The sequence below is a fragment of the Mesorhizobium sp. 113-1-2 genome (assembly GCF_016756475.1).
Lineage (GTDB): Bacteria > Pseudomonadota > Alphaproteobacteria > Rhizobiales > Rhizobiaceae > Mesorhizobium > Mesorhizobium loti_C.
On sequence record NZ_AP023242.1, the window covers coordinates 3777547 to 3799635 of the forward strand.

Sequence of the window (22089 nt, forward strand, 5' to 3'; positions counted from 1 at the left end):
GCCGCGGCTGTCACGGCCCTTGCGATGGGCCAACGGGCCGGTTCGAGACGGATGCGGGTCGCTACTTCAGCACGCTGTCGGCCCAGGCGGCGAAATCGTCCATGATGATGTCGCGGTTCACCTCGTTCAGGCTTTCGTGGCGAGTGTCGGCGTAAACCTTTGAAACGAGATTCGAAAAGCCCATCCTGCGCATGCGGTTGGCAAGGTGGGTGATGCCTTTGCCATAGTCCGAAGCGGGGTCTTTGTCGCCGCCGACGATGGCGACGGGAAGGTCGCGCCGGACGTCGGCGAAGGCGGCATCCTTGCCGCCGTTCAGCGCCATGGAGACCACGTCGCGCCACATCGACACGGAGGCATCCCAGCCGCACAGCGGATCGGCGATGTATTTCGCAACCTCTGCCTCGTCGCGCGACAGCCAGTCGAACAGCGTGCGGTGGTTGGGCACCGCCTTGCCCCAAGCCTGGAAGGTGAGTCTCGGCAGCAGGCGGGAGGGGACATCGGAGCCCAGCCGCATCCGTTCCCAGGCGAGGACGCCGAGCGCCACCTGGCCAAGCAGGCCTTGCGAAAAATTGCCGTTCCAGATCGCGGCGGCACGGACGCGGGGCGAGTGGCTCAGGAGGTAGTTCAGCGCCACCGACGCGCCCATCGAATGGCCGAAAAGGATGACCGGCAGGTTTGGGTATTCGCCGGCGATGAGGTCTTGGATGGCATCGACATCGGCGATCACCCTGGCCGGGCCATTCTTGTCGGCGAATCTACCGAGCGGTGCGTCTGGCGCCTTGGTCGCGCCATGACCGCGATGGTCATGGACATAGACGTGGAAGCCGCGCGCGGAGAGAAAATCGGCAAAGCGGGCATAGCGTGCGGCGTGTTCGGCCAGGCCGTGATTGATTTGGACGACCGCACGTGGCTTGCCGTCGGCCTGCCTGACGAAAAGGTTGAGGTCGGCACCGGTCGGTGAGCGGACCATGCGTTGCTGATTGAAAGGCACGGCCGCCCTCTCTCCCTCATTTTATCGTTGTTGGTTTTGTTTGCGCTGACGCCGGTTTTGCGTCAATCCACAGCAACTGTTTTTGCGCGACGATGTTTCTTGCGTTTGACCCGCAAAATATCGCAATTCTGACATGGAGACAGCTTCAGTCTGTCGCCCACTTTCTCAGCCGGGGATTTGTCATGCGCATTGGTGTCGTTTTCGGATTGGCCATGCTGGCGGTTTCGCTGGCCAATGCCGCGCATGCCGAGGTCAAGATGAGCGGCACCTTCGTTGCCGACGCCGCCTGTCCGGCAACGCAGGCCATCAAGAACGGCAAGAACCCCGGCAATGTCTCGACCGATGCCGGACAGAGCTACCAGCTGCTTGCCGGCAACAAGGATGCGCCGACGCATTATCTGATCCTGGTGCCGGGCGCCGATCCGGAGCGCCGCTGGGTGAAGGTCACTTGCGGCCATCTGTCGGGCAGCAGTGCCGCGACGGTGCCGGCGGCCCCTGGCGGGCAAGGCAAGCCGGCCGCCGCGGGAAAACCCGAATATGTCTTCGCGCTGAGCTGGCAGCCGGCTTTTTGCGAGACCAAGTCGAACAAGACCGAATGCAAGGCGCAGAACCCGAACGAGTTCGACGCCACCAACTTCACCTTGCACGGCCTGTGGCCGCAGCCGAACGGCAATTTCTATTGCCAGGTGGCGGCTGGCGACAAGGCCAACGACAATCCGGCCCATTGGAAGGACCTGCCGCCGGTCAATCTGGAGGCCGGCACCCGCAAGGAGCTCGATCAGGTGATGCCGGGCACGGCCTCCCAGTTGGAACGGCATGAATGGATCAAGCACGGCACCTGCTATGGCAAGAGCCAGCAGGAGTATTTTTCCGATGCGCTCGGCCTGATGCGGCAGGTCAACGCCTCGCCGGTGCGTGAACTCTTCGCCAAGACCATTGGCGGCAAGCTGACGGCGGACCAGATCCGTGGCGCTTTCGACAGCGCGTTCGGCGCCGGGGCGGGGGATCGCGTGCGGGTATCCTGCGTCATCGATCCTTCGAACGGCCGGCGGCTGATCGGCGAACTGACGCTCGGCCTTGCCGGCCCAATCGGCCCGAACTCTTCGCTCAAGGACCTGCTGCTTGCCTCCGTGCCGACCAACAAGGCCGGTTGCCCGACCGGCACCGTTGATGCGATCGGGTTCCAGTAAGGACGCCGCGGGCTTTCGATATGCCGTCGCGGCTGTCGCCGGCCAGTGAACTGGTGCTATGCTGTCCCGGCATCATTGAACGGGGGCGGCAATGAATGGCATGACAAGCAGCGCGCTGGCGCGGCTGGCCTTCTGGGCCAAGGGCATGGTTTCGATCAACGACGCCCGGATGGAGTGGCCGGGTTTTTCCTACAGCGATGCCGAGTGGGCGCGCATGCGCACGCTGTCCGAGCCGATCGGCACCGGGACCTACCAGCTGTTCACCATCGTCAACGCGGGGATCTTCATCGCCATCGCCGCGCTCGGCATTTTCGGCGTCTTCCTGCCGCTGGCGACGCTGTTGTTTCCGGTGCCGGCTGAAACCAGCGCGCTGAAGTTTTCGCTGCTTCTGGCCGCTTGCGCCTTCCTCATCATCGGGCTCGGCCTGCCGATCTCGATGCGCCTCTCGGCCATGCTGCTGGGCGGCAAGACGGTGCGCGCGGCGCTGGCCCCCGCTGACGGCGATGAGGCGCTGGCCGCAAAAGTGTCCTGGCAGATCAACCGCATCATGCTGATCATGTGCGGGCTGCTGGTGCCGGGCATTCTTTTGTTCATCGCCTATGACATCCAGGCCGGGCCGATCATCACGGCGCTGAAATGGCTGGCGATCGCGCTGATGGCGGTCTCGACGCTGACAGGTATTGCGCGACAGAGAAAATCGTAGATCAGAACTGCGCCGACTTCGTCCAGGCAGTGGCGGTGTCGGGCTCGTGGCCGCCCGGCTCGCCGACGACGCGATCGCGTCCTGTCGACTTCGCCTTGTAGAGGCGCTGGTCGGCGAGCGCGAACAGATCGGCAAGGCAGCGTGTCGTTTCGCCGACGGTTGAAACACCGGCGCTGACGGTCAGCTCGAAACGGCTGGTGGCAGCCGATGCCTTGACAGCGTGGCGGATGCTCTCGCCAAACAGCCTGGCGACCGGATGCGGGCGCGAACTCAGGATGGCGAATTCCTCGCCGCCGATCCGGAACACCTGGTCTTCGGCGCTCGCCACTTCGCGAAGCAGGCTTGCGACCGCTTTCAGCACCTTGTCGCCTTCGGCATGGCCGAAACGGTCGTTGATCGACTTGAAATGGTCAACATCGACGATCAGCAGGCTGAGCGGCCTCGCCGTGCGCAGGCTGACCTCGACAGCGGCTTCACCGTCGGCGTCGAAGCGGCCGCGGTGCAGCAGGCCGGTCAGGCCGTCGCGGCCGACATGTTCGACCAGCGCTTCATAGCGTTCGCGATAGGTCAGCGTTTCGAAAATATCGGTCAGCCCGCGCGGCAGCGGAATGTCACGGGCCTCGAACCATTTGAGGTAAGCCACGAGCATGGCGCTGAAGGTCAGCGCCGCCGCCATCTTGGCGAACCAGCCGCCGAAGAAGACCGCGATCGGCGCGCCGGCGACGAAATGCAGCGCTGTGAAGAAACCGGCCTGGTCGAAGGTCAGCACGCAAGCGACGCAAATCAGGATGCGCGCGAATTGCGCCTGGCGCAGGTGCCGGCCAAGCTTTTCATAAAGCAGGATGATCAGGATGGCGTCGATGAACAGCAGGGTCGTGCCCCACACCATCAGCCAGCCCATCTCGTCGATGAAGCCGATGTCGGGAAGCTTGCCGTCGGGGAGCGGTGCGATGACGTGCAGGCGCAAAAGCAGCACCAGCCCGATCATCAACGCATTGCCGAACAGCAGGCCGTAGATGGGCTGGCGCACGGTGGCGGCGTCCTCCTTGATGTAGAGCAGGAGGAGCATCACCAGCTTGCCCGAAAACAGCACCGCCGAGCCCGGCGAGACCAGGCCGAACGGCAAGGCGACATAAAAGACGCTGGCGAGATAGGTTTCCAGGAAATGCATGACGCCGAGCGCGCAGATGAAGACGCCGAGGCCAATGCGCTTGCGGAAGCGGAAAAGCGTCACCATGACGCTGAAGTAGACGACCGCTTCGGCAAGGAGCAGGAAACTGTTCAGCAATGCCGTCGATCCGCTTTCTCTACCGGAATCGCGGCCAGCCAGCGATTCCACCCCGATCCTGTTTTGACGCGGAAGGGTTAACCAGAGATTTCAACGTGCCTCGCGACCGGTGGAAAACTTCGGCGGTCGGCGCACACTTGTCCGTGTGTTCGGCTTGATCTGGCAAAAGCGATTGCCGTTCGCCGCCGCATCGCCTACATAGCGGCCAACCTCCATTCAATTCGACAATCCAGTCAGTTTTCAGGGAAAAGCGCGCGTGGCACGCCAGTTCATCTATCACATGGCCGGCCTCAACAAGGCCTATGGCACCAAGAAGGTGCTCGAGAACATTCATCTGTCCTTCTATCCCGATGCCAAGATCGGCATTCTCGGCCCCAACGGCGCCGGCAAGTCGACGATCCTCAAGATCATGGCCGGCATCGACAAGGAGTGGAGCGGCGAGGCGTGGCTGGCCGAAGGCGCCACCGTCGGCTACCTGGCGCAGGAGCCGGCGCTCGACCCGAAGAAGACGGTGTTCGAGAACATCATGGAAGGCGTCGCCGCCAAGACCGCCATCATCGAACGCTACAACGAACTGATGATGAACTATTCCGACGAGACGGCCGACGAGTCGGCCAAGCTCCAGGACGAGATGGACCGGCTGAACCTGTGGGATCTCGAACAGCAGGTCGAAATGGCGATGGAAGCGCTGGGCTGCCCGCCCAAGGATGCCGATGTCACCAAGCTTTCGGGCGGTGAGCGCCGCCGCGTCGCGCTTTGCCAGCTCCTGCTGCGCCAGCCCGACCTTCTGCTGCTCGACGAACCGACCAACCATCTCGACGCCGAAACCACGGCGTGGCTGGAAAAGCATCTGCGCGCCTATCCCGGCGCCGTGATGATCATCACCCACGATCGCTACTTCCTCGACAACGTCACCGGCTGGATTCTCGAACTCGATCGCGGCCGCGGCATCCCCTATGAGGGCAACTACACCAAATATCTCGAAGCCAAGGCCAAGCGCCTCAAGCAGGAAGGCCGCGAGGACGACGCCCGCCAGCGCGCCATCGGCCGCGAGCGCGAGTGGATCCAGTCGAGCCCGAAGGCCCGCCAGACCAAATCCAAGGCACGTATCCAGGCCTTCCAGGACCTGCTGGATGCAGCCGACAAGCGGCGCCCGAGCGATACCCAGATCGTCATTCCGCACGGTGAGCGGCTCGGCAATGTGGTGATCGAGGTCGACGGCTTGTCGAAGGGCTTTGGCGACACGCTGCTGATCGACGACCTGGAATTCAAGCTGCCGCCGGGCGGCATCGTCGGTGTCATCGGCCCGAACGGCGCCGGCAAGACGACGCTGTTCCGCATGATCACCGGCCAGGAAAAGCCCGATGCCGGCACCATCCGCGTCGGCGAGACGGTCAAGCTCGGCTATGTCGACCAGAGCCGCGATGCGCTTGATCCGTCGAAGACGGTGTGGGAAGAAATCTCGGGCGGCGCCGAAGTGGTCAAGCTCGGCAAGTTCGAGGCCAACACGCGCGCCTATTGCGCATCGTTCAACTTCCGCGGCGGCGACCAGCAGCAGAAGGTCGGCAATCTCTCCGGCGGTCAGCGCAACCGCGTGCACCTGGCCAAGATGCTGAAGACCGGCGGCAATGTGCTGCTGCTCGACGAACCGACCAACGATCTCGATACGGAAACGCTTGCCGCACTCGAAGACGCGCTGGAAAATTTCGGCGGCTGCGCGGTCATCATCTCGCACGATCGCATGTTCCTCGATCGTCTGGCCACGCACATCCTCGCCTTCGAGGGTGACAGCCATGTCGAATGGTTCGAGGGCAATTTCGAGGACTACGAGCAGGACAAGATCCGTCGGCTCGGGCCCGAAGCCGTCAACCCGCACCGCATGACCTACAAGAGGCTGACGCGGTAGGGGACAAACCGGGGCGGCGAATTCTCAAGGCGATATGAGGAGTTCAAATGGCTGACTGGTCCGCCGCCCAATATCTGAAATTCGAGGACGAGCGCACGCGGCCGGCGCGTGATCTCGCAGCGCAAGTGCCGGTCGATTTTCCGCGCCGGGTCGTCGACATAGGTTGCGGGCCCGGCAACTCGACCGAGCTTCTGGTAGAGCGCTGGCCGGATGCGCAGGTGAGCGGCTTCGACACCTCGCCCGACATGATCGAGAAGGCGAGGGCGCGCCTGCCCAATGTCAGCTTCGATCTTGCCGATGCATCGACATGGCAGCCGGCCGAGCCGGTCAATGTGATCTTCGCCAACGCGGTGTTCCAGTGGCTGCCCGAGCATCCGGCAGTCTTCCAGCGGCTGATGGGCTTTCTCGCCCCTGGTGGCGCGCTCGCCATCCAGATGCCGGACAATATGGCTGAGGATTCGCATCGGCTGATGCGGGAAACAGCGGCAGAAGTGCCGTTCGCGGCGAAGATCAAGGATGCGGCGCGCGCGCCGCTGCCGCCGGTGTCGTTCTACTATGACCTCTTGTCGCCGCTCTCCGACCGGCTCGACATCTGGCATACCGTCTACAACCATCCGCTGGCCGATGCCGAGGCGATCGTCGAATGGGTGAAGTCAACGGGGCTGAAGCCGTTCCTTGATCTGCTCGATGCCGACGAGCGCAAAATCTTCCTCGACAGCTACACCGCAAAGATTGCCAAGGCTTATCCGAAGACCGCCAACGGCAAGGTGCTGCTCCGCTTCCCGCGCATCTTCATCGTCGCCAAGCGGGCAGGCTAGGAAAGAATTACCCACTTTGTGTGCGGCCCTTTGCGGCGGCTTGACCCCGTTTCGCCGTCATGCCCAATTCATCGCGTGGGGCTATGATGGCCGCGTGGCAGGGGGAAATGATGAGTTTGAAAAGGTTGCTCTATGGCGGCGGCGTGTGCGCGGCCGCACTTCTGGCGTTCTCGGTTTCGGCGGAAGCCAAGCGGGCGCGCTGCTTCACCACGGATGACGGCTATTTCTCGTGCAGCTATCGCGCGATCGACGATGCCGGCAGCTTCCGCATCTCGGCGCCGGGTTACCCGACCTATGTGCTGGAGATCGACGGGCCGGGCTTTGCCTATGGCTATGTCAATCTCGGCCGCCGCAACGTGCCGTTGCCGGGACAGTTTGTGCGCAGCCGCGACGACGGCGCCTGCTGGAACAACCCGCAGACCAACACCAAGCTGTGCGCCTGGTGAGATCGGATTCAAGCCGGCCAAAACCTTTGGTTTAAGCCGGCGTAAACCGGCCGGATGAGAAAAGTGTTGCGCCGAAGCGTTTCGGCGCCCACATGAAGCCGCAACGCTGCGGATGGGACAGACTGAAACATGCATCGCGTCATCATCAGCGGCATCGGCGCTGAAATTCCTGAAGCTGTCATCACGAATGAAGAACTGGTCGAGAGCTTCAACAGCTGGGTCGACACCGAGAATGCGCGGCGCCAGGGCACCGACGAGCCCTTGCTGCAGAAATCCGACAGCGACTTCATCGTCCATGCCTCGGGCGTGAAATCCCGCCATGTCATCGAGCGCGAAGGCATTCTCGATCCGACCCGCATGACGCCGCGCATTCCGGCGAGGCCGGATGATGCGCTGTCGCTGGAGGCGGAATTCGGCATCGCCTCGGCCAGGAAGGCGCTCGACCATGCCGGGCTTGAACCGTCCCAGATCGACCTGATCATCTGCTCGGCCTCGCATCACCAGCGACCCTATCCGGCGATCGCCATCGAAATGCAGGAGGCGTTGGGGACAAAGGGCGCGGGCTTCGACATGGGGCTCGGTTGTTCGTCCGCGGCGGCTGCGCTGCACATGGCGGTCAATCTGGTGCGCTCGGGCGCGCACAAGCGCATCCTGGTGACGACGCCGGAAATCATCACCGGCCATCTCAATTTCCGCGACCGGCAGACGCATTTCATCTTCGGCGACGCCTCGGTGTCGATGGTGGTGGAGGGACTTGCCCAGGGCGACAAGCGGCCGGGGCGTTTCGAGGTGTTGGACACCCGCCTGTGGACGCAGATGTCGAACAACATCCGCACCAATCTCGGCTACCACACCCGCACCGCCCAGGATGATCCCTACATGATCAATCTCGAAGGCAATCTGATCAAGCAGGTAGGCAACAAGGTGTTCAAGGAAGTCACCGTCGCCGGCCAGAAATTCATCGTTGAGTTCCTGGCCGAGCACGGGCTGACCCCTCAGGCCGTCCGGCGCTTCTGGCTGCATCAGGCCAATGCGCGCATGAATGCGATGATCCTCAAACTGTCCTTCGGCCACGATGTCGATCACGACCGTGCGCCGATGGTGCTGGAGCGGCTCGGCAACACGGCGGGTGCTGGCGCCATCGTCGCACTGTCGGAGAACCATGCCGACATGAAACCTGGCGATTTCGGCTTGATCTGCGCCTTTGGCGCGGGGTATTCGATAGGCGGCGCGCTTATCCGAATGCTCTAAGCGATGTCGCGGTGACGCTGGCCTGAAAGGCCATTCAGACTTTCGTCCGCAGTTCGGCCGCTTCGCGCCCGTTTTCCACTCCCATTCAGCCTGACCTGACCCTCGACACGGCCCGTGTCGGGGCTCGGCTTGAATCGATGCGATCTCGTTTCAGAAAGGAGAGTTTCCAATGGTTGATGCCCGATGCAGTTGCGGCGCTATCACGCTGACGCTTCAAGAACCATCAAAACTGGTTGTCGCCTGCCATTGTCTCGACTGCCAGCGCAGAACCGGCTCACCCTTCGGCGTCGGTGCCTTTTATCCTGCCGACGCCGTCGCCATCTCTGGAACCGCGAAGGAATTCACCCGTGAGGCGGCGAGCGGCGGCAAGGTGCACAACTACTTTTGTTCCAACTGCGGCTCGACGGTCTATTGGAAAGCCGACAGGCTGCCGTCGATGATCGGCGTCGCCGTCGGCGCGCTGGCGGACCCGAACTACCCGCCTCCTGTCCGCTCGGTCTTCGAACAGTCGAAACATGATTGGGTTCAAATTGACGGTGCCGTCGACCATTTTCGGCAAGGCAGCGGGGCGAGAAAATCGGGCTGAGCCGACGTTCCAACGCGCCTTGCCGTGTCAGGCCGGCGTAAAGGGAACCAGCATCGGCACCCGCCGCGCGTAATCGTCATAGGCAGGGCCAAGTTCGCCGCGCAGGAAACGTTCCTCGAGCTTTGCCTTGATGACGATGCCGATGGTGAGCAGTGCGACACCTGCAATGCCCCAGACAGTGCCTTTCGCCGCCATGGTGGCAAGAAGCGCCAGCAGCAATCCTGTGTAGATCGGATGCCGGACCAGCCCATAGGGGCCTGTATCGACCACACGGTGGTCTGCCTTCGCGGTGACCGAGGCCGACCACAGCCTGCCCAGATGGATGCGTGCCCACCACGAGAAGATGAGGCCGATGGCGATCAGGGCGATGCAAACCCAGGCCTCGGCCAGGGTCGGAGTCCACAATCTCAGCCTGCCTTCGTAGCCGTGCGCCGGGACGAACAGCAGGACGGTGCCGGCCAGCCAGAAGATGCGATAGCGGACCTCCGCGCCGATGGTGGCGCGTTTTTGAGCCGGATCAGCCCATACGGCGGCCGCAATCCAGGTGACCATCCAGACGAGCCAAAGCAGCGCGATTGCCGTCGCCGGTCGCATGAGAAACCTCCACGGTGTCTCGCCACCATGAAAGCGATCCGACGCGGCGGCAATGCGGCGCGGCGGGCGTTTCCAGTAAGAAGGTCGTGATCGAATATTTGCCTAGCAAGGGCTTTGAACGCTTGCTGGCAGTTGCCGCGATGGCATGTCGTACGATCCTGCCGCAGCGGTGCGCTGGCCTTCGGGGCAACATCAATGCAAGGATGGAGGCTCCATCGGAGAGGGGTTTGGGGGATGAAAGCTTGTCGTGCAAGGGTTATCGGCACCAGGGCTTTGGTGTTGGCCGCCGCCTGTTCGTTGGTGCTGCCGTTCATTGGGACAACGACTGCGAGGGCCAAATCCGGCGATAGATGGCAAAGCGTTGACGCTGCTGTCCGCGAAGCTAGACGGATGGACAAGGCCGGCATGCGGCCAACGTCGATAGATTGCAAACTCGGCCGAGGACTGCTCATTGTCGTCAAGCTGGAGTATGTGAAGTCAAGGCTTCCCAAGCCGTTTTGGCAGTTTGAGGCCGGCGACGCTGCGCGGATTGCCGAGGCAGAGAAGTTCGCTCGCTCTGTTGATATGCCCAGAACGCAAATCAAGACCTTCCGAAATCCGAGCACAGGCGAAAAGTTCTATTGCGCGATCTGGTCTCGCGAGAAATAGCCGAGAAAAGGCAGTGCGATGCTTCATTCAGTGGGGCCACTGAACATCCACTGCACGCCATAGGCGTCGACCAGCATGCCGAAGCTGCTCCCCCAATATTGCCGCGCCAGGGGCACGGTGATGCGGCCGCCGGCAGCCATGCGGGCGAAGAGTTCACGCATGGCGGCCGGGTCGTCGAATTCCAGCATCATGGCGGAGCCTTTCATCGGCTCCGCATCGTCATTGTCGGAGGCATGGAACAGCACTCCCGGGCCTTCGAAGCGCGCATGCAGGATTTTTCCGCGCATGGCTTCGGTGCGCACCGGCATGTTGTTGTCACCCCAACGCAGCAGGATCGTTGCCCGGCCGAGGCCGCATTGTTCGTAGAAGGCCAGTGCAGGCTCGCAATTGGTGGTGAAGAACAGCGAAGGGGAAAGCCGCATCACATCTTCCCTGTCAGATCAGTGCGCGGCGGCGGTGGCGGCGGCAATGAGCGCATCGCCGGTAAATTGCCTGTCGCCGATGCCCCAGCCGCCGTCGGGCGCGTTGACGATGTTGATCCAGGTGTTTTCGGGCCTGTGCTCGGGCACGCAGAGTTCGGCGACAATCCCGGCGGCCGTGGTGATGAAGGCCTGGCGGGCCTCGACAGAACCAAGGCCGATATTGGGCAATTTCAACTCGACCATGACGACGGGCCGATTGGCGCCGCCGGCATAGATGTGGCGGGACGGCAGGATGTGGACCGTGCCGCCGACAATCGCGTTAAAGAACGAATTGCCGGTGGCGCCGGACGCTTCGATGAGGGCGGCGCTGAGGCGTGGCAGGATCTCGCGCTCTCCGGCCTCGGTCAGGACGCCTTCCGGCGCGGTTACGGTGATGGGCATTTGGTCTCTCCTTGTCCTCGGGCTGCACGGCCTTGCCGGAAGCATCTTCTTCCGGCTTGCCATGTTTCGTATCAATTGTTACGTTATGCGGAGCGAGCAAGTCAACGGGTTTCGTATCGATCACTATGGATAATTTGGAAAAGGCTAGGGGTGGTCGGCCGCGTGCGTTCGATCCGGACCGTGCGCTGGATGCGGCGATGCATCTGTTTTGGGAGCATGGCTATGAGGCGACGTCACTGGCCATGCTGCGCGAGGCGATGGGGCTGACGCCGCCGCAGATCTACAACGCCTTCACCGACAAGGAGACTTTGTTTCGCAAGGCGCTGACGCGCTACCATGAGACGGAGATCGGCTTTGCGCTGGAGGCGCTGAGCGCGGCGGTCTCGACACGGGAGGCGATCCGGCGGCTGCTGCTGGGCGCGGCGGAGGCCTATCCCAGGCCCGGCAAGCCCGGTGGCTGCCTTTTCGTCAGCGGTGCCCTGGCGGCCTCGCCGCAGGCGCAAGCCATTGCGGATGAACTCAAGGCCTATCGCAAGGCGAGTGAGGCGGCGATCGCGGAGCGGCTGGCCAAAGGCCAAGCGGCGGGCGATCTGCCGGAAGGCTTCTCCGTCGAAAGCTTCGCCAAATATATCGCCGGCGTCATGAACGGCATGTCGATCCAGGCGCGGGACGGTGCATCGGTCGAAGAGTTGCGCCTTTTGGCCCAAACCGCTCTTGCGGCCTTGCCGGCCGAAGAGCAAAAACGGGAAGCATGATTCAAGGACGGAACGCCATGCTGGATCTCTTCCCCGAGGCCGAGAAACCGGTCGAAATCATCCCTGCCAAGAAGCTCTCCGCCCTCGCGGCAGCGCTCTATGTCGCGCCAGCGGATCATTTTCAGACAAAACCGGTGGAGGAGTTGCGGCTCGGCTTCGACGGCATTTTGGGCGATTTCCACGCCGGATCGACACGGCGCTCAGGCGGGCGCGAACCCTGGTATCCGCGCGGCACCGAAATGCGCAATGAGCGGCAGCTATCGATCGTGGCTGCCGACGAACTGGCCATCGTCGCCGAGCGGATGGGCCTTCCCCAAATCAAGCCGGAATGGATCGGCGCCAATCTGGTGATCGAAGGCGTGCCGCATCTGTCGATGCTGCCGGCCGGCACGCTGCTGTTCTTCAAGGATGGCGTGACCCTGAAGGTCGACGCCCAGAACGGACCATGCCGCATCGCCGGGCGATCGATCGCCGAAAATGCGGGAATGGCCGATATCGAAGCCGGCGCGCTGCTGTTTCCGAAAGTGGCCAAACGGCTGCGTGGCGTGGTCGCCTGGGTCGAGAAGCCGGGAACGATCAGGGCCGGCGAAGAGATTTCGGCGCGGGTGCCGGAGCAGTGGATTTATCAGGCATAGCCGCGCGTTCTCATCGTGGCCGAAGGGCTACGCCGCCGATGAACGGCGTAGCAGAAGCGCCGGCCTCAGCCCTTGCGGTTCTTCCTGGCGCCTTGCGCCATGACCGACACGTGGTCCCATTTGTCCCAGGTGGCGAGGCGGTTGGCGTATTCCTGGCGGATCATCGGCAGGCCGCCGTCACCGAAGAACACTCTGAGCGGCGGCTCGGCGGCGTCGACGATGGCCAGCATTGCCGGGCCGGTGGCTTCGGGATCGCCGGCGACCGAGTTGGCGCGGCGCTCGGCCATCTTGGCGCGGGCGGGCGCATAGGCCTCGATCGGCTTGGACACCTTGGCGGAGGCGCCGGACCAGTCGGTGGAGAAGCCACCGGGCTCGACCAGCGTGACATGGATGCCGAATTCCGCCACCTCGATACTGAGCGACTGGCTGAAGGCTTCCAGCGCCCATTTCGAGGCGTGGTAGAGGCCGAGCGAGGCAAAGGCGTTGACGCCGCCGATCGACGATATCTGGATGATGTGGCCGGACCGCTGGGCGCGCATGATCGGCAGCACGGCCTGGGTGACCCAGAGCGCGCCGAAGACATTGGTTTCGATCTGGTCGCGGGCTTCCTGCTCGCTGACTTCCTCGATGGCGCCGAAATGGCCGTAACCGGCATTGTTGATGACGACGTCGAGCCGGCCAAAACGCTTGTGCGCCTCTGCGACAGCGGCATCGACGGCTTTCTTGTCGGTGACGTCGAGCTTTATCGCGGCGATGTTGTCGCCATACTTCTCGACCAGATCGGCGAGCGTGCCAGCGTCACGGGCTGTCGCGGCAACGCGGTCGCCACGCGCCAAAGCGGCCTCGGCCCAGACGCGGCCAAAACCCTTCGACGATCCGGTGATGAACCAAACCTTGTTTGTCATGATGTGGAATCCTTGCCCCTGCGGGCGTGATTTTGGGTGGAAGCGGAGGCTTCTCCGCTTTCGGGCATATACGGTCTATGGCGCGGTTTTCCAGAGGCGAGGGGAAATCTTTTTGAACAAGAGGCCCTTTGATCAGGGGTAATTCACCTGAGACGACCACGCCGGATCGCCGTGCTTTTGCCAGTAGAGTGCCATCAGCCGGCTGGTGATAGGCCCGATCTTGCCATCGGCGATCGCCGCGCCATCGATCTCCGTCACCGGCATGATGCCGCCGGCGGTTGAGGTGATGAAGACCTCGTCGGCCGCCTTGAGCCCGGCGACGCTGACATCGGCCGCGGTGGCGACAAGACCTTCCTCGCCACAGAGATCGAAGACGGTGCGCCTTGTGATGCCGGGCAGCACGCCGATGGCCGGCGTCGACAGTCTGCCGCCCTTGACGCAGAAGACGTTGAAGCCTGGCCCTTCGGCGACGTTGCCGTTGAAGTCGAGGAGGAGCGCGGTCTCGGCGCCGCGGTCATAGGCATCGTAAAGGCCGCGCACCAGGTCGAGCCAGTGGTAGTTCTTGATTGCCGGATCGATCGAGGCCGGCGGGATGCGCATCTTGTCGCTGATGGCGACGCGCAGGCCGCGTTGCAACTGCTCGGCATTGGCGACCGAGCCGAAGGGCACGGCGAAAGCCATGAAGCGGTTGATCGCCTGGCGCGGATCGCGGCTGAAAGTCGGCGAGGCGCCGCGCGTGCACAGCATCTCGACATAGGCGGCGCGATGGCCGGACAGCGCCACGCAATTGTGCAGGATTTCAGCCACGCCATCCCGGTCGAAGGGGATCGCCATGCGCAGCTTTTCCAGCCCGGCGAAGAAGCGATCGAGATGCAGATCGAGGCGGAAGAAGCGGCCGTCCCAGACATGCACCGTGTCATAGGTGGCGTCGGAATGCAGGAACCCCCAGTCCAGCACCGACACCTTGGCTTGCGACATCGGCAGGTACTGGCCGTCAAGGAAGGCGATGCCATCGGGATAGGCATGCGGGTCGATATGACGGTCGCTGACCATAGGCAGCGGCCTTGAAGCCTGTGTTGCCGTCGTCTGGTCCATCGGGGCCTCCTCGCGCAGGATCATCAGCCTATCGGCGCCGGGTAGAAGGCATAGAGCCAGCTGCCTGGCGCCGTTCGTCCTCCGTGACGGTCTGGCCGATACACTGGATTGGAATTGCCTTATGATCCGATGGCTTGGAATGGGGAGGGGATATGGGCAGGCTCGGGACCATCATCGCAGCCATGGCGATTTTCGCCGCCGCGGGCGAGGCCAGCGCGCAGTGCGTGAAACAAGGCGACGAACTCTGCCAGAACGGCCAGACCTATCGCTGCGAGAAGACCGGCAGCGAACTGACGCCGATCTTCCAGAATGTGCCTTGCGCGGTAAACGTGCCGGCGCAGACGCTGACCGGCACTTGGGTCGGCAGCGGCCACCAGAGCCCGGCGGGTGACGCCGGCGCCGACTGGTCGATCGCCATGACGATCAGGGATGACGGCGCGTCGATCGACTATCCATCCCTCGGCTGCGGCGGATCGCTGTCGCAGACGTCGCGGGACGAGACGTCAGCGGAATTCCACGAGAGCATCACCTACGGCCAGGACAAATGCATCGACGGCGGCGATATCACCGTCCGGTTCTTCAAGGGGAACCTGTCCTGGACCTGGGTCGGCCAGGCCGACGGCCAGCCTTACAATGCGATCGCCGTGCTGACCCGGCAGTAAGACTGTTTGGAAATCCTACTCCGGCGGCCATCTGATGGCGTTTTCTGCGCTTCCCCGTTCTACTGCGTTCGCAGTAGAACTGAGCTCACGGACCCAAATGTCCGCTGCGCTCCGGTTCTCGAAAACACCACCAGCTGACTCACCAGAGCGAATTTCGAAACAGTCTAGGCGGGCTGCGCCTCATTCCTCTTCATCGTCGGCGTCGAGCAGGCGTGTCGCGCGCCAGCGGGTGAGCACGATGTTGGTCTGCTCGATGACGAAGAAGCGGGCGGAGTCGCGGTCATAGCCCTCGGCCAGCAGCTTTTCGTAATCGGTGTGCATGTGGCGGATGTGGGCGATGGTTGCCAGCCACACGGCGATGCCTGGCGGTAAGGTCTTCATATGCACCGCGCCGGCGTCTGTGCGGATCTTCTCCATGTCGGCATAGGGCGCCAGCGGCAGAAGGGCGGTCAGCGCCTTGGCGATGGCGCGGCGGCGGCCGGTTGGTGCTGTCATCGTTCATCGCGTCCTTCGACAGTCGCCTCCGGTATGGCGTCGGTCGAGGCGAAGTAAGGCTTGATGTCGATGACCGGCGTGCCGTCGAGCACGTCGATGGCGTCGAGATCGATGCGCCCGGTGGCGATGTCCAACCCAACGAGCCTTGCCACATGCAGGCCGACCGGGTTCGGCCGGGCAGGGGAGCGCAGGCCGAATACGCCTTTCGCTTCAGCTGCATGGCGCGGTTTCTGCACAATCAGATTCCGCGGCGCGTGATGGAGCCAGGACAGGATGATGACGTGGCTGGCGCGCTCCAGGCTTTGCAGGCCTCTGCGATAGGGCGCGTCGATGGTCAGCACCGCCGGCTGCCCGGTCTCGCGCGCCGTGCGCATGTTTTTCGGGCAGGTCTCCCGTGTTGTCCATGGCGAGGCGATGCGGCCGATGAACACGACGCCGCCATCCGCCGGCATCGTTGCCGGATCCTGTTCCAGCCTCTGCTCGCCTTCGCGTGCCTCGAACATTTCGCGCGGCCCGGTCATTCTGCCCATCTCTGCTTTGGCGTCTGTCATTGTCCCAAGACCGCACCACATTTTTGGGCGGCACGCACCGGAAAATCACGCATGCGGCATTTTCTTGTCCGGAAGCGACATAGCGCTTGCAAGGTTTTGAAAATCGACATAAACATATGTTTATATCTTTTTCAAAGTGAATGCGCTGAAAAGAGTACGCTGATGCATGTCTCGCTCGACACCATGGTGGATACGCTGAAGGCGGCGGCCGAATCCAGCCGCCTGCGCATATTGGCACTGTTGTCGCGCGGCGACCTCACCGTTTCCGATCTTACCGAAATTCTCGGCCAGTCGCAGCCGCGCGTCTCGCGGCATTTGAAGCTGCTGCTCGAGGCCGGGCTGATCGGCCGCTACCAGGAAGGGTCATGGGCCTTCTTCCGCTTGTCGGATACCGACTCCGCGCGTGACTTCGTCATGGGGCTGATTTCCAGCATTCGGGGCGCCGATCCGCAGGTCGAGCGCGATCTCGAGCGGCTGGCCTCGGTCAAGCGCAAGCGTCAGGACCGCGCCACCGAGTATTTTTCCGTGAATGCGGCGAGCTGGGACCATATCCGTTCGCTGCATGTGCCGGACCGCGCGGTCGAGGCGGCGATGTTGAAGCTGGTCGGCAAGCGGCCGTTCCAGTCGATGCTTGATCTCGGCACGGGCACCGGGCGCCTGCTCGAAATCTTCTCGCCGCTCTACCGGCGCGGCGTCGGCATCGACATGTCGCGCGAGATGTTGACCGTGGCGCGCGCCAATCTTGACAAGGCCGGCGTTTCGAACGCGCAGGTGCGGCAGGGCGATATCTTTTCACCGCCGGTCGAGCGCGATGCCTTCGATCTCGTCACCATCCACCAGGTGCTGCACTATCTCGACGATCCGGCCCGCGCCATCCACGAGGCGGCGCGGCTTTTGCGCCCGTCGGGCCGGCTGGTCATCGTCGATTTCGCGCCGCACACGCTGGAATTCCTGCGCGAAGAGCATGCGCATGTCAGGCTCGGCTTTTCCGACCGGCAGATAGGCGAATGGTTCGCCGAGGCAGGTCTTGATCTCGAAGATGCCCAGGAATTCGAGCCGCGCGGCGGCAACGAGGCCAGGCTTACCGTAAAACTCTGGCTTGGCCGCGACCGGCGCCTGCTGATCGCCGATCCCGCCAACGACCAGACCAAAGTGAACTCGATAGGGGAAATCGCCTGATGAACCAGTTCCGCTTTTCCCGCCGCCCCGACATTGGCGACAAGGTCAAGGTTTCCTTCGAATTCTTCCCGCCCAAGAACGATGAGATGGAGGCGCGGCTTTGGGACACCGTCACGCGGTTGGAACCGCTGAAGCCGAAATTCGTCTCGGTGACCTATGGCGCCGGCGGCTCGACGCGTGAGCGCACCGCGCGCACCATCAGCCGCATCCTGAACGAGACCAGCCTGACGCCGGCCGCGCACATGACTTGCGTCGACGCTGCCCGCCATCAGGTCGACGCCGTGATCCAGGAATTCGCCGATATGGGCGTGAAGCGCTTCGTCGCGCTGCGCGGCGATCCGGCGGCCGGCGTCGGCACCGCCTACCGTCCGCATCCGGACGGCTACGCCAATGGCGCCGAACTGGTCGGCGCGATGAAGGACGCCGGCGATTTCGACATTTCGGTCTCTGCCTATCCGGAAAAGCATCCCGAAAGCCCCGATTTCGCCACCGACATCGACATGCTGAAGCGCAAGGTCGACAATGGCGCGACGCGGGCGATCACCCAGTTCTTCTTCGACAATGATCTCTACGAGCGCTATGTCGAGCGCGCGCGCCGGGCCGGCATCTACATCCCGATCGTTCCCGGCATTCTGCCGGTGCACAATTTCACCCAGGTCGCCAATTTCTCGGCACGCTGCGGCGCGCTGGTGCCGGCATGGCTGGCCGAGCGCTTCGACGGCCTGCAGAACGACCCGCAGACGCATGCGCTGGTGGCGTCCGCCGTCGCCGCCGAACAGGTTCTCGATCTGGTCGAGCGCGGCGTGGGCGACTTCCATTTCTACACGATGAACCGTGCCGACCTCGTCTTTGCCATTTGCCACATGATCGGCATCCGCTCGCACGAGGCGGAGGTGGCGGGCTCGGCTGCGGCGTGAGGCAGGGCTGAACAGCAAAAGGCCGGGTAAAAACCCGGCCTTTCGAATTGCTTAGACTATCTGGTGCTGGTCTTCCCCGTCTTGGCGGGTTCAGGGAAGGACGCCCATAATGAGGGCGCCGATGAAAGCAAACGCAGCACAAATCATCAATGCGTTGATCGGCCTCGTGAGTCCCATGACATAGCCTCCTCTTAAAGAGCTATGCCTGAGAGTCTAGGTTCATTTGTGCCACAGGCAAGCGGAAAATGTGCTGCATTGCGACGTGATTGTGAAAATTGCGACCTCGGTTTCGCCGTTAGCCGTTGAAACTCCTGCGCAAAAACCCGCTTCGGACCTGTGAATAAATTGTGGCGGGATGGTGTCGCCAGTATGTCATGGCAGCGCTACCACCGCGAAAGTCGACTTCGACTTTCGCGCCGATACGGAGATTCAATCCAAGTCGTCAGAGCGTCCAATCGGACGAGCGGCGCTCTACCGTCGACCGAACACGCGCCCATCGATCGTGACCAGGCCGAGGCCGATCAGCATCACGCCGCCGATCTCGAACAGTTCCAGTCGCTCTCCCAGGAAAAGAAAACCGAGCAGCATGGCGCTGGCCGGCACGATCAGCGTCACCAGCGAGGCATTGGTGGCACCGGCCGAAGCGACCAGGTTGAAATAGAGGATATAGGCAAAGGCGGTGGAGAGCAGCGCCAATGCCAGCACCGCCGCCCAGACCGGCGGCGACGCCGAAAACAGGCCGGCGGGGCCATGCGCCAGCAGCACGACCGGGATCATGATGATGGTCGAAGCGGTCAGCTGCCCGGTGGCGATGACCGGCGAGGGCACGCCCTTGAAGCGGCGGGCAACCATCAAAGCGATGCCATAGGACAAGGACGCGCCGATCAGTGCGAATTTCGCCCAGACCGGACCGCCGAGCCCGGCGAGCAGGCCGGTACCGATCATGACAGCGGTGCCGGCGACGCCGAGCCCGATGCCGGCGAGCTTGTTCCAGGAGAGCTTCTCGTCCGATGTCATCGCGTTGGCGAGGATCAGCGTCCAAAACGGCGTCGTCGCGTTCAGCACCGAGGCAACACCGGCGCCAAGCTCAGTCTGGCCGGCGAAGATCAGCGAGAAGGGCACGACATTGTTGGTGAAGGCCAGCAGGAAGAACAGGCCGGCATGCGGAAAGGCGAGGCGGAAAGACGGGCCGCGAATGGCCAGGTACAGCTGCAGCGCGATTGCCGCGATGGCGACGCGAAACATCACCAGCACCAGCGGGTGGAGTTCCGCCACCGCGATGCGGGCAAAGAAGAACGAGCCGCCCCAGATCGCGCCAAGCAGCAGCAATTGCCCCCAGTCGGTGAGCGTCATCGGTCCGCGTGGTGCGGATGTCGCGGCTATTGCCATGTCTATCGTCCTCCCCAAGACGGTCCGAATACCAGTCGGTCAGACACAGGGCATATCCGGTTCGGCGACAAGGGCCACCCGAAACCTGATCGCTGGCAAACGATGCTGCCAAAAACTAGAGCCGCTGCGTGAGTGCCGCGAGACACAGAATTGTTTTCATTAGTCGCTAGCTTGGATTAATTGTGCGCAGCCGAGATCGAGGATTCGTCAATGCAGCGATTCGAGAATGCCCGCGAGGCGGCACTGGCGCTTCGTCCGGACGATCCGGTCTATTGCTTCCGCCCGCAGGTGCTGAAGGCCGATGCCAGGCAGTTCATGGGCATGTTCCCCGGCAAGACCGCCTATGCGGTCAAAACCAACGGCGAGCAGATCGTGCTGAAGACCTTGGTCGAGGCCGGCGTCACCGCCTTCGACGTCGCTTCGCCTGGCGAATTCGCCGCCGTGCGGGCGGTCTCCCCCGATGCCGAGATGCTCTACATGCACCCGGTCAAGGCACAGTCCGACATCAAGCTGGCGCTGGAGAAATACGGCATCCGGGTCATCTCGCTCGACCATGAGGACGAGATCACCAAGCTGACGCGGGTGGTGCGGGCACTCGACATCGACCCGGGCTCGATCAGCGTGTTCGTGCGCATCCAGACGAAAGGGTCGGCGGCTTACGAACTGTCGAAGAAGTTCGGCGCCGGGCCGGCCTATGCGGTCGAACTCGCCGAGCGGCTGAACCGCACCGGCTACAAGGTCGGCCTATGTTTCCATGTCGGCAGCCAGATCGAGGATCCCGACACCTATGAGCGGGCGCTGGCCTCGGCCGACTGGGTGCGCAACCGGCTGACCTTCGATATTGCCGGGCTCGATGTCGGCGGCGGCTTTCCGGCGGAATACGGGCACGATCCCAACCGCAAGCTGATCGAGATGCCATCGCTCGGCCAGATCATGTCGCGGTTTTCCGGAGACCTGAAAGAATATCAGTTCGACCAGATGCCGCTGGTGGCCGAGCCGGGCAGGGTGATCGTGGCGCGCTGCCTGTCGCTGATCGTGCGCGTGCTGCTGCGCAAGGGCAAGCGGCTCTACATCAATGACGGCATCTGGGCGTCGCTGTCGGATTCATGGACCGGCAAGATCACGCTGCCGGCGCGCTTTATTCCCGATCCGGCGATCAGGACCCGCAATGGCGATGAAAAGAACATCATGCCGTTCAAGGTCTGCGGCGCGACCTGCGATTCCGTCGACATCCTGTCCAGGCCGTTCTGGCTGCCGGAGACCGTGGACACTGGCGACTGGATCGAGATCGGCCATATCGGCGCCTATTCGCTGTCGCTACGCACGCGCTTCAACGGCTTCTATCCCGACACATTCGTCGAGGTGACGACGCCGTTCGACGAGGGCGACGCGCCGCAGGGCTTTGCCAGCCTGGAGACGATGGCGGACTAGGCCACACCACCGCCGGCCTGGATGTTCTCGCCGGTCAGCCAGCGGGCCTCGTCGCTGGCCAGGAAGACCGCGACATCGGCAACGTCGTGCGGTGCGCCGATCCTGCCGAAAGGCGACATCCCGGCCGCGACGGCGCGATCACGTTCGGGAAGCAGGTCCGTGTCAGTGAAGCCCGGCGACAGCGCATTGACCGTGACGCCACGCGGCCCGAGTTCACGCGAGAGCACGCGGACGAACTGTTCGACGGCGCCCTTGCTGCCGAGGTAGAGCGCCGTCTGTGTGAAGAACATCTTCGTGCCGCCAGTGGAGACAGCGATGATCCGGCCGCCGTCGCGCACCCGGCGCGCTGCTTCCTGAAGCGTGAAGAAGGTGCCCCTGGCATTGGTGCCGAAGACAAGGTCGAAATCGACTTCGGTTGCCTCGGTCAGCGGTTTGATGACGGCGACGCCGACATTGGCGACGACGATGTCGATCGCGCCCAGTTCACTCTCGGTCTGGTCAAAGAGGCGGCGAATATCCGAAACGCTCGATATGTCGGCCTGGAGGGCGAGCGCCTTTCCTCCCTTGCCGACGATGCCGGCTACGACCTCACCGGCGGCTTTCCGGTTGCCGACATAGTTGACGACGACGGCGGCGCCCCGTGCCGCGAGCCCTTCGGCGATGGCCCGGCCGATGCCGCGTGAACTGCCGGTGACGATTGCGGTTTTGCCGTGCAGGGACTGGGACATGATCAATTTCCTTCAACCATTCTGGCCCGCAGATTTGCCTGCAATGAGGCCGACGGCTGAGAG

Annotated in this window: 25 protein-coding genes; 14 read left to right on the forward strand and 11 right to left on the reverse strand. The window is 63.0% G+C overall.

Annotation, left to right across the window (positions count from 1 at the left end):
- Positions 1–61: 61 nt before the first annotated feature.
- Positions 62–991, reverse strand: a complete 930-nt coding sequence (locus JN279_RS18270; RefSeq protein WP_202353556.1) for an alpha/beta fold hydrolase — start codon at positions 989–991, stop codon at positions 62–64.
- 182 nt (positions 992–1173) lie between these two features.
- On the opposite strand from JN279_RS18270, the gene JN279_RS18275 reads away from it, so the two are divergent.
- Positions 1174–2181: a ribonuclease T2 family protein gene (locus tag JN279_RS18275; RefSeq protein ID WP_202353557.1), complete on the forward strand. Its 1008-nt coding sequence runs from the start codon at positions 1174–1176 to the stop codon at positions 2179–2181.
- 91 nt (positions 2182–2272) lie between these two features.
- The gene (locus JN279_RS18280; protein WP_202353558.1) at positions 2273–2884 is read left to right on the forward strand and encodes a hypothetical protein; all 612 of its coding nucleotides are present in this window, start codon (positions 2273–2275) and stop codon (positions 2882–2884) included.
- A gap of 1 nt (position 2885) precedes the next feature.
- On the opposite strand, the gene JN279_RS18285 is transcribed toward JN279_RS18280, so the two are convergent.
- A complete protein-coding gene (locus tag JN279_RS18285) occupies positions 2886–4172 on the reverse strand; it encodes a GGDEF domain-containing protein (protein ID WP_202353559.1) in 1287 nt (428 codons plus the stop codon).
- Positions 4173–4428: 256 nt separating this feature from the next.
- Here JN279_RS18285 and ettA point away from each other — a divergent pair, with 256 nt between their 5' ends.
- The 5 genes from ettA to JN279_RS18310 all read left to right on the forward strand — a co-directional run bounded on the left by ettA (position 4429) and on the right by JN279_RS18310 (position 9179).
- On the forward strand, positions 4429–6078 hold the full coding sequence (gene ettA / locus JN279_RS18290; protein ID WP_096447516.1) for an energy-dependent translational throttle protein EttA: 1650 nt from the start codon (positions 4429–4431) through the stop codon (positions 6076–6078).
- A 47-nt stretch (positions 6079–6125) separates the two neighbouring features.
- Positions 6126–6896 carry a trans-aconitate 2-methyltransferase gene (gene tam / locus JN279_RS18295; RefSeq protein ID WP_096447514.1) on the forward strand — a complete coding sequence of 257 codons (771 nt, stop codon included), beginning with the start codon at positions 6126–6128 and terminating at the stop codon, positions 6894–6896.
- A gap of 110 nt (positions 6897–7006) precedes the next feature.
- Positions 7007–7342, forward strand: coding sequence for a hypothetical protein (locus JN279_RS18300; RefSeq protein ID WP_096457493.1), 336 nt, complete (start codon positions 7007–7009; stop codon positions 7340–7342).
- 129 nt (positions 7343–7471) lie between these two features.
- Positions 7472–8593 carry a beta-ketoacyl-ACP synthase III gene (locus tag JN279_RS18305; protein ID WP_096447512.1) on the forward strand — a complete coding sequence of 374 codons (1122 nt, stop codon included), beginning with the start codon at positions 7472–7474 and terminating at the stop codon, positions 8591–8593.
- 169 nt (positions 8594–8762) lie between these two features.
- A complete protein-coding gene (locus tag JN279_RS18310; RefSeq protein ID WP_096447510.1) occupies positions 8763–9179 on the forward strand; it encodes a GFA family protein in 417 nt (138 codons plus the stop codon).
- A 27-nt stretch (positions 9180–9206) separates the two neighbouring features.
- Here the strand turns inward: JN279_RS18310 and JN279_RS18315 are convergent, their stop codons facing one another.
- Positions 9207–9773: a methyltransferase family protein gene (locus tag JN279_RS18315; RefSeq protein WP_096447508.1), complete on the reverse strand. Its 567-nt coding sequence runs from the start codon at positions 9771–9773 to the stop codon at positions 9207–9209.
- A gap of 390 nt (positions 9774–10163) precedes the next feature.
- Here JN279_RS18315 and JN279_RS18320 point away from each other — a divergent pair, with 390 nt between their 5' ends.
- Positions 10164–10421 carry a hypothetical protein gene (locus tag JN279_RS18320; RefSeq protein ID WP_096447506.1) on the forward strand — a complete coding sequence of 86 codons (258 nt, stop codon included), beginning with the start codon at positions 10164–10166 and terminating at the stop codon, positions 10419–10421.
- Between the two features lie 23 nt (positions 10422–10444).
- Here JN279_RS18320 and JN279_RS18325 read toward each other — a convergent pair whose 3' ends face one another.
- Together JN279_RS18325 and JN279_RS18330 are read right to left on the reverse strand one after the other, a co-directional pair.
- Positions 10445–10843: a VOC family protein gene (locus JN279_RS18325; RefSeq protein ID WP_096447504.1), complete on the reverse strand. Its 399-nt coding sequence runs from the start codon at positions 10841–10843 to the stop codon at positions 10445–10447.
- 18 nt (positions 10844–10861) lie between these two features.
- Entirely contained in the window at positions 10862–11284 is a 423-nt protein-coding gene (locus tag JN279_RS18330) for a hypothetical protein (protein WP_096447502.1), read from the reverse strand.
- Between the two features lie 197 nt (positions 11285–11481).
- On the opposite strand from JN279_RS18330, the gene JN279_RS18335 reads away from it, so the two are divergent.
- Positions 11482–12039: a TetR/AcrR family transcriptional regulator gene (locus JN279_RS18335; protein ID WP_244734661.1), complete on the forward strand. Its 558-nt coding sequence runs from the start codon at positions 11482–11484 to the stop codon at positions 12037–12039.
- 17 nt (positions 12040–12056) lie between these two features.
- Complete coding sequence (locus JN279_RS18340) at positions 12057–12674, forward strand: MOSC domain-containing protein (protein ID WP_096447498.1); 618 nt, start codon at positions 12057–12059, stop codon at positions 12672–12674.
- 65 nt (positions 12675–12739) lie between these two features.
- Here JN279_RS18340 and JN279_RS18345 read toward each other — a convergent pair whose 3' ends face one another.
- Both JN279_RS18345 and JN279_RS18350 read right to left on the reverse strand, forming a co-directional pair.
- Positions 12740–13579 (reverse strand): SDR family oxidoreductase, encoded by an 840-nt coding sequence (locus tag JN279_RS18345; protein WP_096447496.1) that lies wholly within the window; start codon positions 13577–13579, stop codon positions 12740–12742.
- A 132-nt stretch (positions 13580–13711) separates the two neighbouring features.
- A complete protein-coding gene (locus JN279_RS18350; protein ID WP_202353561.1) occupies positions 13712–14674 on the reverse strand; it encodes a D-amino acid aminotransferase in 963 nt (320 codons plus the stop codon).
- Between the two features lie 152 nt (positions 14675–14826).
- Between JN279_RS18350 and JN279_RS18355 the strand changes: the two genes are divergently transcribed.
- Positions 14827–15336 (forward strand): hypothetical protein, encoded by a 510-nt coding sequence (locus JN279_RS18355; protein ID WP_096447494.1) that lies wholly within the window; start codon positions 14827–14829, stop codon positions 15334–15336.
- Positions 15337–15516: 180 nt separating this feature from the next.
- Here the strand turns inward: JN279_RS18355 and JN279_RS18360 are convergent, their stop codons facing one another.
- Both JN279_RS18360 and tsaA read right to left on the reverse strand, forming a co-directional pair.
- On the reverse strand, positions 15517–15831 hold the full coding sequence (locus tag JN279_RS18360; protein WP_095202134.1) for a DUF2293 domain-containing protein: 315 nt from the start codon (positions 15829–15831) through the stop codon (positions 15517–15519).
- A complete protein-coding gene (gene tsaA, locus JN279_RS18365) occupies positions 15828–16352 on the reverse strand; it encodes a tRNA (N6-threonylcarbamoyladenosine(37)-N6)-methyltransferase TrmO (protein ID WP_096447492.1) in 525 nt (174 codons plus the stop codon). The genes JN279_RS18360 and tsaA overlap by 4 nt, the downstream gene beginning before the upstream one ends.
- A 192-nt stretch (positions 16353–16544) precedes the next feature.
- On the opposite strand from tsaA, the gene JN279_RS18370 reads away from it, so the two are divergent.
- Entirely contained in the window at positions 16545–17561 is a 1017-nt protein-coding gene (locus JN279_RS18370) for an ArsR/SmtB family transcription factor (RefSeq protein WP_096447490.1), read from the forward strand.
- Positions 17561–18478 carry a methylenetetrahydrofolate reductase [NAD(P)H] gene (gene metF / locus JN279_RS18375; protein WP_096447488.1) on the forward strand — a complete coding sequence of 306 codons (918 nt, stop codon included), beginning with the start codon at positions 17561–17563 and terminating at the stop codon, positions 18476–18478. Before JN279_RS18370 ends, metF begins: the two co-directional genes overlap by 1 nt.
- 471 nt (positions 18479–18949) lie before the next feature.
- On the opposite strand, the gene JN279_RS18380 is transcribed toward metF, so the two are convergent.
- Positions 18950–19867: a DMT family transporter gene (locus JN279_RS18380; protein ID WP_202353562.1), complete on the reverse strand. Its 918-nt coding sequence runs from the start codon at positions 19865–19867 to the stop codon at positions 18950–18952.
- 210 nt (positions 19868–20077) lie between these two features.
- Between JN279_RS18380 and JN279_RS18385 the strand changes: the two genes are divergently transcribed.
- Positions 20078–21298, forward strand: coding sequence for an alanine racemase (locus JN279_RS18385; RefSeq protein ID WP_096447484.1), 1221 nt, complete (start codon positions 20078–20080; stop codon positions 21296–21298).
- On the opposite strand, the gene JN279_RS18390 is transcribed toward JN279_RS18385, so the two are convergent.
- On the reverse strand, positions 21295–22026 hold the full coding sequence (locus tag JN279_RS18390) for an SDR family oxidoreductase (RefSeq protein WP_096447482.1): 732 nt from the start codon (positions 22024–22026) through the stop codon (positions 21295–21297). The two genes, JN279_RS18385 and JN279_RS18390, sit on opposite strands and share 4 nt — an antisense overlap.
- Between the last annotated feature and the right edge of the window lie 63 nt (positions 22027–22089).

Excerpts from the sequence above, each read along its gene's own strand:
- JN279_RS18275 (WP_202353557.1), top strand. The coding sequence starts at position 1,174 with ATGCGCATTGGTGTCGTTTTCGGATTGGCCATGCTGGCGGTTTCGCTG.
- JN279_RS18280 (WP_202353558.1), top strand. The coding sequence starts at position 2,273 with ATGAATGGCATGACAAGCAGCGCGCTGGCGCGGCTGGCCTTCTGGGCC.
- tam (WP_096447514.1), top strand. The coding sequence starts at position 6,126 with ATGGCTGACTGGTCCGCCGCCCAATATCTGAAATTCGAGGACGAGCGC.
- JN279_RS18300 (WP_096457493.1), top strand. The coding sequence starts at position 7,007 with ATGAGTTTGAAAAGGTTGCTCTATGGCGGCGGCGTGTGCGCGGCCGCA.
- JN279_RS18305 (WP_096447512.1), top strand. The coding sequence starts at position 7,472 with ATGCATCGCGTCATCATCAGCGGCATCGGCGCTGAAATTCCTGAAGCT.
- JN279_RS18310 (WP_096447510.1), top strand. The coding sequence starts at position 8,763 with ATGGTTGATGCCCGATGCAGTTGCGGCGCTATCACGCTGACGCTTCAA.
- JN279_RS18315 (WP_096447508.1), bottom strand. The coding sequence starts at position 9,773 with ATGCGACCGGCGACGGCAATCGCGCTGCTTTGGCTCGTCTGGATGGTC.
- JN279_RS18320 (WP_096447506.1), top strand. The coding sequence starts at position 10,164 with ATGGACAAGGCCGGCATGCGGCCAACGTCGATAGATTGCAAACTCGGC.
- JN279_RS18325 (WP_096447504.1), bottom strand. The coding sequence starts at position 10,843 with ATGCGGCTTTCCCCTTCGCTGTTCTTCACCACCAATTGCGAGCCTGCA.
- JN279_RS18330 (WP_096447502.1), bottom strand. The coding sequence starts at position 11,284 with ATGCCCATCACCGTAACCGCGCCGGAAGGCGTCCTGACCGAGGCCGGA.
- JN279_RS18335 (WP_244734661.1), top strand. The coding sequence starts at position 11,482 with ATGCATCTGTTTTGGGAGCATGGCTATGAGGCGACGTCACTGGCCATG.
- JN279_RS18340 (WP_096447498.1), top strand. The coding sequence starts at position 12,057 with ATGCTGGATCTCTTCCCCGAGGCCGAGAAACCGGTCGAAATCATCCCT.
- JN279_RS18345 (WP_096447496.1), bottom strand. The coding sequence starts at position 13,579 with ATGACAAACAAGGTTTGGTTCATCACCGGATCGTCGAAGGGTTTTGGC.
- JN279_RS18350 (WP_202353561.1), bottom strand. The coding sequence starts at position 14,674 with ATGGACCAGACGACGGCAACACAGGCTTCAAGGCCGCTGCCTATGGTC.
- JN279_RS18355 (WP_096447494.1), top strand. The coding sequence starts at position 14,827 with ATGGGCAGGCTCGGGACCATCATCGCAGCCATGGCGATTTTCGCCGCC.
- JN279_RS18360 (WP_095202134.1), bottom strand. The coding sequence starts at position 15,831 with ATGACAGCACCAACCGGCCGCCGCCGCGCCATCGCCAAGGCGCTGACC.
- tsaA (WP_096447492.1), bottom strand. The coding sequence starts at position 16,352 with ATGACCGGGCCGCGCGAAATGTTCGAGGCACGCGAAGGCGAGCAGAGG.
- JN279_RS18370 (WP_096447490.1), top strand. The coding sequence starts at position 16,545 with ATGCATGTCTCGCTCGACACCATGGTGGATACGCTGAAGGCGGCGGCC.
- metF (WP_096447488.1), top strand. The coding sequence starts at position 17,561 with ATGAACCAGTTCCGCTTTTCCCGCCGCCCCGACATTGGCGACAAGGTC.
- JN279_RS18380 (WP_202353562.1), bottom strand. The coding sequence starts at position 19,867 with ATGGCAATAGCCGCGACATCCGCACCACGCGGACCGATGACGCTCACC.
- JN279_RS18385 (WP_096447484.1), top strand. The coding sequence starts at position 20,078 with ATGCAGCGATTCGAGAATGCCCGCGAGGCGGCACTGGCGCTTCGTCCG.
- JN279_RS18390 (WP_096447482.1), bottom strand. The coding sequence starts at position 22,026 with ATGTCCCAGTCCCTGCACGGCAAAACCGCAATCGTCACCGGCAGTTCA.